General features: G+C 71.9%; 14 protein-coding genes. 7 read left to right on the forward strand and 7 right to left on the reverse strand.

Annotated elements, in window-relative coordinates:
• Positions 1-21 precede the first annotated feature (21 nt).
• The 3 genes from AQJ30_RS16955 to AQJ30_RS16965 form a co-directional block, all read right to left on the reverse strand.
• Positions 22-936 (reverse strand): RpnC/YadD family protein, encoded by a 915-nt coding sequence (locus tag AQJ30_RS16955; RefSeq protein ID WP_067234289.1) that lies wholly within the window; start codon positions 934-936, stop codon positions 22-24.
• Positions 937-1,072: 136 nt separating this feature from the next.
• Positions 1,073-2,593 (reverse strand): cellulase family glycosylhydrolase, encoded by a 1,521-nt coding sequence (locus AQJ30_RS16960; RefSeq protein WP_067234292.1) that lies wholly within the window; start codon positions 2,591-2,593, stop codon positions 1,073-1,075.
• Between the two features lie 155 nt (positions 2,594-2,748).
• Positions 2,749-3,765, reverse strand: coding sequence for a TolB-like translocation protein (locus AQJ30_RS16965; RefSeq protein ID WP_067234295.1), 1,017 nt, complete (start codon positions 3,763-3,765; stop codon positions 2,749-2,751).
• A gap of 116 nt (positions 3,766-3,881) precedes the next feature.
• Here AQJ30_RS16965 and AQJ30_RS16970 point away from each other — a divergent pair, with 116 nt between their 5' ends.
• From AQJ30_RS16970 to AQJ30_RS16985, 4 genes are all read left to right on the forward strand, one after another.
• On the forward strand, positions 3,882-4,556 hold the full coding sequence (locus tag AQJ30_RS16970; RefSeq protein WP_067234298.1) for a GDSL-type esterase/lipase family protein: 675 nt from the start codon (positions 3,882-3,884) through the stop codon (positions 4,554-4,556).
• A 111-nt stretch (positions 4,557-4,667) separates the two neighbouring features.
• Entirely contained in the window at positions 4,668-5,255 is a 588-nt protein-coding gene (locus tag AQJ30_RS16975; RefSeq protein WP_067234300.1) for a Uma2 family endonuclease, read from the forward strand.
• Positions 5,256-5,285: 30 nt separating this feature from the next.
• A complete protein-coding gene (locus AQJ30_RS16980) occupies positions 5,286-5,933 on the forward strand; it encodes a maltokinase N-terminal cap-like domain-containing protein (protein ID WP_067234303.1) in 648 nt (215 codons plus the stop codon).
• Positions 5,934-5,983: 50 nt separating this feature from the next.
• Positions 5,984-6,979: an aldo/keto reductase gene (locus AQJ30_RS16985; protein WP_067234306.1), complete on the forward strand. Its 996-nt coding sequence runs from the start codon at positions 5,984-5,986 to the stop codon at positions 6,977-6,979.
• Between the two features lie 132 nt (positions 6,980-7,111).
• On the opposite strand, the gene thpR is transcribed toward AQJ30_RS16985, so the two are convergent.
• Positions 7,112-7,684, reverse strand: coding sequence for an RNA 2',3'-cyclic phosphodiesterase (thpR, locus tag AQJ30_RS16990; RefSeq protein WP_067234309.1), 573 nt, complete (start codon positions 7,682-7,684; stop codon positions 7,112-7,114).
• Positions 7,685-7,802: 118 nt separating this feature from the next.
• On the opposite strand from thpR, the gene AQJ30_RS16995 reads away from it, so the two are divergent.
• Together AQJ30_RS16995 and AQJ30_RS17000 are read left to right on the forward strand one after the other, a co-directional pair.
• Entirely contained in the window at positions 7,803-8,939 is a 1,137-nt protein-coding gene (locus tag AQJ30_RS16995; protein ID WP_067234312.1) for a hypothetical protein, read from the forward strand.
• Positions 8,940-9,037: 98 nt separating this feature from the next.
• The gene (locus AQJ30_RS17000) at positions 9,038-9,559 is read left to right on the forward strand and encodes a hypothetical protein (RefSeq protein WP_067234315.1); all 522 of its coding nucleotides are present in this window, start codon (positions 9,038-9,040) and stop codon (positions 9,557-9,559) included.
• A gap of 76 nt (positions 9,560-9,635) precedes the next feature.
• On the opposite strand, the gene AQJ30_RS17005 is transcribed toward AQJ30_RS17000, so the two are convergent.
• Both AQJ30_RS17005 and AQJ30_RS17010 read right to left on the reverse strand, forming a co-directional pair.
• Entirely contained in the window at positions 9,636-11,000 is a 1,365-nt protein-coding gene (locus tag AQJ30_RS17005; RefSeq protein ID WP_079084092.1) for an MFS transporter, read from the reverse strand.
• 33 nt (positions 11,001-11,033) lie between these two features.
• On the reverse strand, positions 11,034-11,471 hold the full coding sequence (locus tag AQJ30_RS17010) for a MarR family winged helix-turn-helix transcriptional regulator (RefSeq protein WP_067234319.1): 438 nt from the start codon (positions 11,469-11,471) through the stop codon (positions 11,034-11,036).
• A 169-nt stretch (positions 11,472-11,640) separates the two neighbouring features.
• On the opposite strand from AQJ30_RS17010, the gene AQJ30_RS17015 reads away from it, so the two are divergent.
• Positions 11,641-11,823, forward strand: coding sequence for a hypothetical protein (locus AQJ30_RS17015; protein ID WP_067234322.1), 183 nt, complete (start codon positions 11,641-11,643; stop codon positions 11,821-11,823).
• A gap of 19 nt (positions 11,824-11,842) precedes the next feature.
• On the opposite strand, the gene AQJ30_RS17020 is transcribed toward AQJ30_RS17015, so the two are convergent.
• Positions 11,843-13,297, reverse strand: a complete 1,455-nt coding sequence (locus AQJ30_RS17020; protein WP_067234325.1) for an NCS2 family permease — start codon at positions 13,295-13,297, stop codon at positions 11,843-11,845.
• Positions 13,298-13,398 lie beyond the last annotated feature (101 nt).

The raw sequence follows: 13,398 nt of genomic DNA on the forward strand, positions 1-13,398 counted from the left end.
TCACGCGTTCCCCACCACGCCTCACGCCCCGGACGGCTCCACGAACAAATCGTCGGCCGACCCGACGGTCACGGCCCGGTCCAGCCAGGTACCGAGCACCTCGAGGTCGTCACAGCAACTGACCCGCTCCCGCACGGCATCGGACACCGCGATGCCCCGCACGCGCAGCACGCGGAGGATGTCCTCTGCCCGAGCCTTCTCACGGCCTTCTTCCCGGCCCTCTTCCCGGCCCTTGAGGATGGCCTCCTCGATGATCGTGCCGCTACCGGGGAAGCGAAGCGTGTACGTCGACAAGAGTTCCCTCCACAACGTCCGTGCCCGGGCGTCGCCCAGACCTGTTTCGGTGAATTCCGCCCAGCTGTAGGCCTGTTCCCTGTCGACGCCTGACAGCGCCGCCGCCAGTGCGTCCAGTATCGCAGGATGGCCCGGGTCCTTGGCGTGGGCGAGAGCGGAGAGGACGGCCAGGGCGAGGTCGCCGGCCGCCTCCTCCGGATCGGTGATCGCGGGCAGGTTGCCGGGTCCCAGGACCAGCGGGAACACCACCATGCTCGTGTGGACGCGACGGCCGATCCGGATGGGTTCGGCCGCCCATGCGGCGGTCGTCTTGTCCCGGCACACGACCAGCAGGATGGGGGGCAGCCGGTACTTGGCGTACAGGTGCGCCAAGTAGTACGTCCAGCTGCTGGGCTTGTCCGCGTCCGGTCTGCCCTGCGCCTCGACGGCGAGCAGGAACCCGCCCTCCTCGCCCGCCGTGTGGACCCGGAACAAGCTGTCCACCCGGCGTTCCACGGGCCTGATCTCGGTGAGGTCCGTGTCCAGCGGCTCGATCGAGGTGGCCTCGGGGAACGGGATGCCCGCGCGGGGCAGGACGCGGGCGAAGAGGTGCGGATCCTCGCGGAAGATCCGGTGCATCGCCTCGTGCGCTGTGCTGACCATGATCCGCAAGGTAGGGGGACGACCACTTCCGTGCAGGGGTAAACCTGGAGATATTCCCCCAATCGGGTGATCAGGCCCGGAGACCCGACGAAGGGCGCCCGGAGGCAGCGGGCGCCCTTCTCGATTCCGGGGCCCGTCAGGTCGCCGTGCAGGTCACCGTCGGGGACGTGCCCGCGGCCGGGGTCGCTCCGAAGCCCAGGGTGGCCGAGGCGCCCGTGCTCAGCGCTCCGTTGTGGGCGGCGTTGGTCGCGGTGACCGTGGTGCCGGTCTGGGTGTACGTCGCGTTCCACATGTTCGTCACGTGCTGGGAGCCCGACCAGGTCCAGGTGACCTTCCAGGACTTCAGGGCCGTGGCCGAGGTGTTGGTGACCTTCACCTCGGCGTTGAAGCCGGTGCCCCAGTCGCTGGTGACGGTGTAGGCGGCCGAGCAGGTCGGGGTCGTGCCGCCGCCTCCGCCCCCGCCTCCGCCGCCCCCGCCACCGGTGCCCGGGAAGCCCGGTGCCTTGATGCTCGTCAGGTAGTTGTCCTTGGCGGTGTCGACGGTCGCCCAGTCGTCCTTGAGGATGCCGCCCGTGTCACCGGAGTTGGGGTTCCAGGCCCAGTAGGTCCAGCTGAAGCTGTCGGCGCCGTACGTCGACGTCGGGCGCAGGTAGGACACCAGCGCCGCGAGCCACTTCTGGTCCACCGTGGACTGCAGCGTCGTGCCGAACTCCCCCACCCAGACCGGGGCGATGTTCTGCTTGAAGATGTAGCCCCAGTACTTGTCCCAGATGCCGGGCATGTTGGCGGGGAACGCCGGGTCGCTGAACCAGGTCTGCTGCGCCACGCTGGTCGCGTAGTCGTGCGCCGAGTACACCACCCGGTTGGCGACGTCGAGCTGGACCGGGTACTGGGCGACGCCCATCAGGTTGCCGCCCCACCAGCCGGAGACGCCGTTGACTGTCTGCACGCCCTCCACGAAGACCAGCAGCTTCGGGTTGACCGCCAGCACCGCGTTGCCCGCCCGCTGGGCCGCCAGGCGCCAGTCGGTGGCCGTGTCGCCGCAGCCCCAGCAGGCCGGGTCGTGCGGCTCGTTGTGCAGGTCGATGCCGACGACCGTGTCCTGCCCCTGGTAACGCGCCGCCATCGCCTTGAGATTGGCGATCCACGTCGACTCCGGCACGGCGGAGGTGTACCAGAGCGCCGACTGGCCCGAGGAGTCCGGGCGGTGGCGGTCCAGGATGACCTTCAGGCCGTCCTGGCCGGCGTACGCCACGAGCTTGTCCAGGACCTGGAGGGACGTCAGCCCCTGGAGGTCGGCGTTCTTGCCGCTGGAGAAGTCGATGCCGGTCGGGACCGTCCCGGGCTTGAAGATGTCGTCGCTGTACGGGACGCGGATCGTGTTGTAGCCCAGCGACTTCATCTGGTCGATCATGCTCTTGTAGTCGCGGGACCACAGGCCGTGGACGACGTAGTTGGCGGTCTCGAAGCCGAACCAGTTGATCCCGGCGATGCGGACCGGCTGCCCGGCCTCGTCGAGGATCTGGCGGCCACTGGTGTGCCAGTACCCGGCGCCGGCGGCGGTGTCCGCCGCGTGGGCCGCGTGCGCGCCGGCCCCCAGCGGCAGCAGGAGCGCGGCGGCGACGGCGCACAGCGCTCTTCTCAAGGTGCGGAACATGCTCGCTGCATCCTTTCGGAAGGCGAGGGTCCGGAATCGATGGGAGCGCTCCCATCACCCTCGGTCCCTATGGAACCAGCTCTCATGCACACGTCAAGGGAGTGCGCACCACTTCACACCAACGGGCTCCGGGTAAAGCCTCCTCGGCCGCCGGCCTACCGCCGCCGCACCAACCGCCGCAGCCCGAACACCGCCGCGCCCACGACGACCACGGCGACGACGGCCGTCCGCGCACCCCCGTCCAGCCCGCCGCCCGAGGACTTCCCCGACGACCCGCTCCCGGACCCCTCCGACGACCCACCGGACGACGAGGACGAGGAGGACGACGACCCGCCCCCCGGTGCGTCCTCCGGCACCACCTCGCTGCCGGTGCCCTCGCTGCCGTACATCAGCTTGCGGCCGTCGGCGGAGTAGGTGACGGACTCGCCCTGCCGTTGCAGCGGCACGTTCAGCCGCCCGGTCTTCTCCGGCCTCCCGTCGTTCCAGTCGTAGGCGATGCCGCCGAAGTAGCCGCGCACGGCGAGCTGTTCGCCGTTCGGGGAGAAGGCCGCGTCGGTGGCCCACAGGTCGACGGGGGCGACCGGACGGAAGACGTTGGAGCCGGGCCGCGCGGACGCCGTCAGCTGCGCGGGACCCTCGTAGAGGTGCCCGCCGTCCTCGTTCTTGTCGATGATGTAGACGCGCCCGGTGTTGGGGTGCACGAGCAGGGACTCGGCGTCGCGGGGGCCGTCGGAGTAGGTGACCACGTACTGCGTGGCCCGCACGGTCTGGTCCTTGAGCACCTTCGGTTCGGGCAGCCGGTAGATCCACACGTACGGCCAGCTCCCGCCGAGGTTGTCGCCGATGTCGCCGACGTAGATCTCGTTGCCGGGGCCGATGGAGATCGCCTCGACGTCCCGGGGCCGCCCGATGCCGGTGAGGGTGACGCGGGCGACCGTCCTGCCGGTCGCGCTGTCGACGGCGTAGAGGTAGGGGCCGTCGTCGCTGTCGTTGTGGGTCCAGTAGATCCCGGGGTGCAGCCGGGACGCGGCGAGGCCGCTGGACTCGGTGATCCGCGGGTCCTCGATGGTGAACCGCCCGTCGCCGTCCCCGGCAGCGGCGGCGGGCACGGCGAGGGCGCCGACGAGGAGGACCCCGAGGGCGGACACGTGGGCGAGCAGTCGACGGCGCATGGGCCCAAGCGTGCCATCCGCGGCCCGCCCCGGGGCGCGGCCACCCCCTCGGGTGGCGGCCGCGGGGTGGTGACCCTCACATCCCACCGCGGACGCGGATCGTCCATGATGAGCGGATGCTCAGGTTCATGCCGGTCGGCGACTCCCAGACCATCGGCAGCGCGGGGGAACACACGTGGCGGTACCGGATGTGGCGGCACCTGTGCGCCACGTACGACGGCCCGTTCACCCTCGTCGGCCCGCGCGAGACGCTGTACGACCCGCGGACCGACGCGCCCACGTCGTACGCCTACGCCGAACCCGGCTTCCCGCGCGCCCACCTGGCCGGCTGGGGCGAGGGCTGGCTGCACATGGCGCCGCTGGTCGAGGACGCGGTGCGGCGCGGACGGGCCGACGTGCTGCTCGTCGCGCTGGGCCTGATCGACCTCGGCTTCTACACCAACCCGGAGCAGACGGCGGACAACGTCCGCGCGTTCGTCGCCGCCGCGCGCCGGGCCGACCCGCACGTCCGCATGGTCGTGCTGCCGGTCGTCCCCAACGTCCGCGCGGCCACCGACGCGTCGTTCGGGGAGCAGGTGACCGCCTTCAACGAGCTCCTCGCGAAGACCCTCGCCGACCTGGACGAGCCGGGCTCCCCCCTGCTGCTCGCGTCCCTGCCCGCGTCGTACGACCTGCACACGGACACGTACGACGGCACCCACCCCAACGCGAGCGGCGAACACAAACTGGCGGCGGCCTTCGCGAACGCCATGCACCAGGCGTGGGGGCTGGGCGAGCCGTACGCGGGGTGACGGGGAGCGCCGGTTGACGGGGCGCGGGGCTGGGGCGTGCCCTGGTCACCGTGCGTATCGTTGTACCGCGCGGCCGCCCTCGTCGTGAGGCGGCCGGGGAGGAGCGCCACGATGACCGTCCTCGCAGACAGGACCGAGATGGCCGACGACAGCGGCGAGCTGACTCTGGACGAGCTGTTCGAGTCGATCGAGCGGACCACCCCTGAGGGTTACCGGGTCGAGATCGTCGAGGGGACCATCTTCATGGCGCCGCAGCGGGACATCCACTGGAAGATCATCCGTCGGATCGTCCGGGCGATCGAGGACCGGTTCGGGGTGGACGTGGCGGTCCTGTCCGACGTGCGGATCGACTTCCCGGGCAAGCTGAACGGCTACGCGCCGGACGTCGCCAAGCTGCGCGACGGTGCGCGCAAGGACGCGGACGGGCGCTGGCGGTGCACGGACGTCGAGTTCGTCGCCGAAGTCATCTCGCAGGGCACGGCCCAGAACGACTACGGCCCCAAGAAGACCGCCTACGCCCTCGCCGAGGTCCCCGCCTACCTGATCGCGGACCCGTACCAGGGCAGGTGCCACCTCTACACCCGGCCCAAGGACGGCGAGTACGTCAGCGAGCTCTCCGTGGCCTTCGGGGCCGACGTCGACCTGACGGACACGGTGCTCGGTCTGACCTTGGAGACCAAGGAGTTCCCTCGCGACTAGAGCGGGCGCCGGCTGTCAGAATCTCGTCGTATGGCGATCATTCACCGGACCACGCTCAAGCCGACCAAGCTGGAACTGCTCACCGACTGGCTGCCCACGCGCCCCTGGTACGTCGGGGACGGCGGGCCCGAGTTGTCGAGGCCGGGCGGGTTCCGGCTGGACGACCCGGAGGGCGAGGTGGGCATCGAGTTCATGGTCGCCCTGGACACCTCCGGCGCCGCCCCCGTCGCCTACCACGTCCCCCTCACCTACCGCGGCGCCCCGCTCGCCGACGCCGGCCACGCCCTCGTCGGCACGACGGAGCACGGCGTCCTCGGCACCCGCTGGGTCTACGACGGCTGCCACGACCCCGTGTTCCAGGCGCAGTTGCTCGCCCTGTTCGAGGGCCGCGCCCAGGCCCAGGCCCAGAGCCTCACCGACACCCCCGACCACGAGGTCACCCACGCCTGCACCGGCCCGGCCCCCACCGCCCCGGCCCGGCCGGCCACCGTCACCGACACGGCCTCCGGCACGACCCTGCCGACCGCGGACGGCACGATCCTCCGCATCCACCGCCGCCTCACCCCCGGCCCCCACCCCGCCGACGCCCTGGGCCACGTCACCGGCGCCTGGCAGTCACCGGAGGGCGACCGCACCCGCGCGGTGTTCGCGACGCTGGTGCCGGGGGAACACGGCTGAACCGTTCGCGTCGCTTGCCTAGAGCGCACTCCACGCCGTTGGCTGGTGGCATGGAGTACACGCAGCTCGGACGCACCGGACTCAAGGTCAGCCGACTGGTCCTCGGCACGATGAACTTCGGACCGCAGACGAACGAGGCGGACAGCCACGCGATCATGGACGCGGCGCTGGACGCGGGCATCAACTTCTTCGACACCGCGAACGTGTACGGCTGGGGCGAGAACAAGGGCCGCACCGAGTCGATCATCGGCAACTGGTTCGCGCAGGGCGGCGGCCGCCGCGACAAGGTGGTCCTCGCCACCAAGGTGTACGGCAACATGGACACCGACGGCGAGACCGTCTGGCCCAACCACGACAAGCTCTCCGCGCTGAACATCCGCCGCGCGGTGGACGCGTCGCTCAAGCGCCTCCAGACGGACCACATCGACGTCTACCAGTTCCACCACGTCGACCGGTCCACGCCGTTCGAGGAGATCTGGCAGGCGATCGACGTCCTGGTCCAGCAGGGCAAGGTCCTGTACGTCGGCTCGTCCAACTTCCCCGGCTACAAGATCGCCCAGGCCAACGAGGTCGCCGCCCGCCGCGGCGGCACCATCGGCCTGGTGAGCGAGCAGTGCCTGTACAACCTCGCCGAGCGGCGCGCCGAGATGGAGGTCATCCCGGCCGCGCAGGACTACGGCCTCGGCGTGATCCCCTGGTCGCCGCTGCACGGCGGTCTGCTGGGCGGGGTCATCAAGAAGGAGGTCCAGGGCGGACGGCGGGCCTCCGGGCGCGCCGCGGACACCCTGGCCGACCCGGCGGGCCGGGCGCAGATCCAGGCGTACGAGGACCTGCTGGACAAGCACGGCGTGGAGCCCGGCGAGGCCGCGCTGGCGTGGCTGCTGACGCGTCCCGGGGTGACGGGGCCGATCGTCGGTCCGCGCACGGCGGAGCAGCTGGAGTCCGCGCTGCGGGCGGTCGAGCTGGAGCTGGGCGAGGAGCTGCTGACCGGCCTGGACGAGATCTTCCCGGGTCCCGGTCCGTCGCCGGAGGCGTTCGCCTGGTAGGGCGGGGCCGGCGGTGACCGGCGGCCGTCGGGCTACCTGCCGACGGCCGCCGCCACCGCCACCACGACGAACAACAGCACGAGCGCACCGGCCATGATCCGGTTCCGGGTCTTCGGGTCCACGGACCCGAGCCTAACCGGCCGCGCCGAGCGCCCAGCGGCCGACCGGCTCGTAACGGGGCTGCCGGCCGGGCACGCCGGAGGCGGGCAGGTGGCTGCGGACGAGCACCAGCTCGGAGACGGTCCAGGTCAGGCCGGTGAAACCGGCCAGGGCGTCGACCCACGGCCGGGTGTCCACGGCGGTACGGCTGCGGGCGAGCGTGAGGTGGGCCTTGTAGCGGCGGTGCTCGCCCAGGTCGATCCCCGCCTTGCGCCCGGCGGCCTCCGCACGCTCGGCGAGCAGCCGCAGCGCGGGCAGGTCGCCGTGCGCGCCCGTCCACAGGGCGCGGCCGCGCCCGAACTGCCCGCCGCCGCGCAGGGCCAGCTCGAAGGGCGCGCCGCGGTGCGCGGCCCGCTCCAGCCGCGCCGCCAGCGCGGGCACGGTGGCGTCGTCGACCTCGCCGTAGAAGGCGAGCGTGAAGTGCCAGCCGGCCGGCTCGGTCCACCGCAGCCCCCCGGCACCGGGCAGCCCCCGCAGCACGGCCACCTCGGCGGCGAGCTCCCGGGTGACGTCCTCGGGCGGCAGCACGGCGGCGAAGAGTCTCATGGGGTCAGTGTGCTCGCCCTCGCCGCGGCGCCGTGGGCCCGGTCGTCGGGACCGGCGAGTTCCGCGCGACGGACGCCCCCGCCTGCTTCCGGGCCGGAGCCGCGGGGAAGGAACAGTCGTGGCGCTTCCCCCACCCCCGTCCACCGCACTGGTTCCCGACGTCGCGCCGTACGCGCGGGCCGTCGGGCGGGCGATGGCGTACGTGCACCGCGTGGTCGGAGCGGCAGGTGCGCCGTCGGCGGAGCTGTCCCTGTGTCCCGGGTTCGAGCAGGGCTTCGACGGGGCGCGGGCGCGCAGGAGGATCGTGGAGGCCTGGGGGGTGGATCCGGGGTTCGACCTGGCCGGTGAGGGGTTCTCCGCGATGGTGTCGCTGGTGCTGCTCGCGCCGGGCGGCGACCCGGAGCTGGTCCGGTGCCTGGCGCGCCAGGTGGAGACGTACCGGTGGCGCCACCGGTACCGGTTCCTGCCGGGCCCCGGTGGGCTGCCCGCGGACACCGACTGCACCGCCCTGGCGCTCGCCGCCCGGTACGAGTCGGGCCTGCTCCCCGCCGCCGGGCTGCGGGCGGGTGCGCGGGACCTGCTCCGCTCGGCCGCCCCGGCCACCGGCCTTCCCCGTCGGTCGGCGGCGGAGCGGGGTGCCGGTGCCGTCCGGCCGGGGGTCTTCCTGGTCTATTGGGAGGACAGGAAGGAACCGGGGACACTCCCGCGCGGGCCGAAGCAGGACCCCGTCGCCTGCGCCAACGCCCTCTACGCCCTGCTCCTGGCGGACCTCACCGGGTGCGACGAGGCGCGTGGGGTCGCCGACGCCACGATCGGCCACCTCGCCGAGCACCTGTCGTCCGGCCGCTTCCGGTGCGGCACCCGCTACTACCCCTCGCCGGACGCCTACCTTTACGCCGTCTCCCGGCTGTGCGCCCGCTTCCCGGACGCGGCCCGTCCGCTGACCGCGCCGGCCCGCCGTGCCCTGGAGCGGACCGGCGCCGGCGCGCCGGCGGTCCCCGGCAGCGTCCTGGAGACCGCGCTGCGGGTCCTGGCCGCCGACCACCTGGGCGTCACGGCCGGCCAGGACGAGCGCCGTGCCCGGCTCGCCCGCGCCCAGCGACCGGACGGCTCCTGGCCCGCGGCCGCCTACTACCGGATGGGCCGCCTCCCGGTGTACTTCGGCTCCGCCTACCTCACCACGGTGTTCGCGCTGAGCGCCCTGCGGACGGCCCGCCCGGCGCCGGCGGTCCCCGCTCCCCGTACGGGTGAGTGACGGGTGGTTCTCACGGACGCCGGACAGCCGGACGCCGAGCATGGGCGACGGAGGTGTCCAGGCGTCGGGCCTGGCCCGGCACAGGAAGGTGCGAAGGAATGTCCACAGGCCTGCCGCCCATCGGCTCCGAGATCCCCCGCTCGCTGCTCGCCCGGGGAGCCACCCTGGAGATCGGCGGTGCCACCGTGCGGGTGGACCTGCGCGGCGGCATCGAGCAGCGGGTCGACGTCGACCCGGACGCCCCGCACGACAGCGTGGCCCTGCACCCCGTCGGCTTCCAGGTCACCGGCGAGCTCCCGGACGGGCGCACGGTCACCCTCACCCAGGCGGACGCCGGTTCCGGCTCGGCGGGCGCGCTGCGGATCTCCCAGCACCTGCCGCTGAAGTACGAGCTGCTCGACGTCGTGCCCGTGACCCTGACCCTCAGCGGCCCGGACGGTGCGGACGTCGTGGCGTCGGCGGTGCGACCGCTGGTCCTGGTGACCAAGGACGTCACGCAGTTCCCGACCCGCGGTGACCTCAGTTCCCTGGAGGCCCCGGTCGCCTTCGCCGCCGCCGACGCCTCCACCACGGTCGTCGCCCGGCTGGTGACGTTCCCCGTCCAGTCCGGCGGCGTCTGACCGGCCCCGCGGCACCGGCCGGGCGCGCGGGCCGGTGCGGGACGCGGAGGTCACCGCACCGTCCACCCGCCGGGGCTCACGCCGCCCGGGCCAGTTCCTCCTGGCGTTCCCGGGGGACGAAGCGGACCTTCGGGTGCCCGTGGTCCCAGGCCACCGCCAGGCGCAGGCCGCCCACGCGGGCCAGGACCAGGCCGACGGTGACCGCCGCCGCGGCCGAGATCGCGCCGCCGACCGCCAGGCCCGCGCGCACGCCGTACGCGTCCGTGATCCAGCCCGCGATCGGCGCGCCGACCGGGGTGCCGCCCAGGAAGACCATCATGTAGAGGGACATCACGCGGCCGCGCATGGCCGGGTCGGTGCCCAGCTGGATGGCGGTGTTGGCGTTGACGTTGATCGTCATGCCGAACATCCCGATCGGGGCCATGAGCAGCGCGAACAGCCACAGCGAGGGCGCCGTCGCCGCGACCAGCTCCAGCGCGCCGAACAGCGCCGCCGCCGCGATCATCACCCGCAGCCTGGCGGTGCCGCGCCGGGCGGCCAGCAGGGCGCCGGCCAGCGAGCCGACGGCCATCAGGGTGTTGAAGAGGCTGTAGGACCCGGCTCCGACGTGGAAGACGTCGTCGGCGAAGGCGGACAGGTACACCGGGAAGTTGAAGCCGAACGTGCCGACGAAGCCCACCAGGACGATGGTCCAGATCAGCTGCGGGCGTCCGGCGACGTAATGCAGGCCCTCCCGCAGCTGGCCCTTGCCGCGCGGCGCGCGCTCGACGACGTGCAGCTCGCGGGCGCGCATCAGCAGCAGCCCGGCGATGGGGGCGACGAACGACAGGCCGTTGAAGAGGAACGCCCAGCCGGTGCCCACGCCGGTGATCATCAGACCGGCGACGGCCGGTCCGACCAGGCGCGCGGACTGGAAGTTGGCGGAGTTCAGGCTGACCGCGTTCTGCAGCTGCTCGGGGCCGACCATCTCGGAGACGAACGACTGGCGGGCCGGGTTGTCGAGGACCGTGGCCAGGCCGACCGCGAAGGCGGCGAGGTAGACGTGCCAGACCTGCACGTGGCCGCTGAGCGTGAGCACCGCGAGCACGACACCGGTGACGGCCATCGCGGCCTGGGTGGACAGCAGGGTGGGGCGCTTGGGCAGCCGGTCGACGAGGACACCGCCGTAGAGCCCGAACAGGAGCATCGGCAGGAACTGCAGGGCCGTGGTGACACCGACGGCCGTGGCGGAACCGGTGAGGCTGAGGACCAGCCAGTCCTGGGCGATGCGCTGCATCCAGGTGCCGATGTTGGAGACGACCTGGCCGAGGAAGAACAGGCGGTAGTTCCTGATCCTCAGGGAGCTGAACATCGAGGACCGGCGGGCGGGTCCCGGGGTGGGCGGGGAGTCGGATCGGGTGTGCGGTGCGGGGGCGGAAGCTGCTCCGGATCCCGTACTCAAAAGGGTTCGCCTCCTCGATGACGGTGACTGTGCTTACAGGTGTGCGAGCTTCTCCAGCACGGGGGCGGCAGCGCGCAGCTTGGCCCACTCGTCCTCGTCCAGGCCGTCCACCAGGTTCGCCAGGAAGGCGTTCCGCTTGGCGCGGCTCTCCGCGAGCATGCTCTCGGCCTGCTCGGTCCTGGTGACGACCTTCTGGCGGCGGTCCTCGGGGTGCGGCTCCAGCCGGACCAGGCCCTTGGCCTCCAGCAGCGCCACGATGCGGGTCATCGACGGCGGCTGGACGTGCTCCTTGCGGGCGAGTTCGCCCGGGGTGGCGCTGCCGCAGCGGGACAGCGTGCCGAGCACCGACATCTCGGTCGGGCTGAGCGACTCGTCGACCCGCTGGTGCTTCAGGCGGCGCGAGAGCCGCATCACGGCGGATCTGAGGGAGTTCACGGCGGCAGCGTCGTCGCCATGGGTGAGGTCCGGCATGTTCTTTAGCTTAACTCATTACTCTCGCTAAAGAAAAACCGGAGGCGCGCTGGAGCGCCGTGATCCCCGCCACTGCGCGCCGGAACCACTCGGCCGAGATCACTCATACGGGTGATACGAGCGGGGAACGGCACGCATCACCCCGAACCGTGCCGCGACCCTCGTAGCCATGGGGACCAGCGTGCTCAGCCTGCGAATGGACCACGTCCTGCTCGAGCGGCTCCGGCACCATGCCGCGAAAAGAGGAATGAGCGTCCAGGACTATGTCGTCCGGACGCTCATCCGCACCGACTTCGACGAGCGGTTCCAGGCCGCCGTCGAGGAGACGGAGGAGTTCTACGGGCTCACCTGAGGGCGGACCCGGGGGCCGGTCAGGTCAGACCCAGGGCCGGCATCAGGTAGTAGAAGGCGAAGACCGCGGAGACCACGTACATGGCCACCGGCACCTCCCGGCCGCGGCCGGCCGCCAGCCGCAGCACCGTGAAGGTGATGAAGCCCATGCCGATGCCGTTGGTGATCGAGTAGGTGAACGGCATCATCACCATGGTGATGAAGGCCGGGATCGCGATCGTGTAGTCGGCCCAGTCGATCTCCTTCACCGAGCCCGCCAGGATCAGGAAGCCCACCGCGAGCAGCGCCGGGGTCGCCGCCTGGGACGGGACCATGGTCGCGACCGGGGTGAGGAACAGCGCCACGGCGAACAGCGCGCCGGTGACCACGTTGGCGAAGCCGGTGCGGGCGCCCTCGCCGACACCGGCCGTGGACTCCACGAAACAGGTGGTGGCCGAGGAGGAGCTGGCGCCGCCGGCCGCGACGGCGATGCCGTCGACGAAGAGCACCTTGTTGATGCCGGGCATCTGGCCCTGGGCGTCGGTCAGCTTGGCCTCGTCGGAGACGCCCATGATCGTGCCCATCGCGTCGAAGAAGCACGACAGCAGCACGGTGAAGACGAACAGCACGCCGGTCAGCACGCCGACCTTGCCGAAGCCGCCGAACAGGCTGACCTTGCCGAGCAGCCCGAAGTCGGGGGCGCCGACCGGGTTGCCGGGCCACTTCGGGGTGGTCAGGCCCCAGGACGGCACCTTCGCGACCGCCTCGACGATCATCGCGAGCACGGTCATCGCGACGATCGAGATCAGGATCGCGCCGGGGACCTTGCGCACGATCAGCGCGAGGGTGAGCAGCGCGCCCAGCACGAAGATCAGCACCGGCCAGCCGTTGAGGTGGCCGTCGCCGCCGAGCTGGAGCGGGACGGTGGTCTGGGCGACGTCGGGGATGCGGGAGACGAAGCCGGAGTCGACCAGGCCGATCAGCATGATGAACAGGCCGATGCCGATGCTGATGGCCTTGCGCAGGCCGAAGGGCACCGCGTTCATGACCCGCTCGCGCAGTCCGGTGGCGACCAGCAGCATCACCACGAGACCGGCCAGTACGACCATGCCCATGGCGTCGGGCCAGGCCATGCGCGGGGCGAGCTGGAGCGCGACGACCGAGTTCACGCCGAGGCCGGCGGCCAGCGCGATCGGCACGTTGCCGATGACGCCCATCAGCAGCGTGGTGAACGCCGCCGTCACGGCCGTCGCGGTGACCAGCTGGCCGTTGTCCAGCTGGTGGCCGTACATGTCCTTCGCGCTGCCGAGGATGATCGGGTTCAGCACGATGATGTAGGCCATCGCGAAGAAGGTGGCGAAACCACCACGGACCTCACGCGCCAGCGTGCTGCCCCGCTCCGAGATCTTGAAGTAGCGGTCGAGGGCGCCGTGGCCGGGCGTGCCGCCCGGCTGCTCGGACGCGGGGGCCTGGGAAGGGGCCGAGGTGGGGGCCATTGATACTTTCCTACGAACGGAACCGGTCATAGACAAACGGTTTCAGTATGAACATATGAAGCCGTGATTGGCCATCTCCGCGCGTAGACCCCGTGCGGGCA

It is taken from the genome of Streptomyces longwoodensis (assembly GCF_001514125.1).
Lineage (GTDB): Bacteria > Actinomycetota > Actinomycetes > Streptomycetales > Streptomycetaceae > Streptomyces > Streptomyces longwoodensis.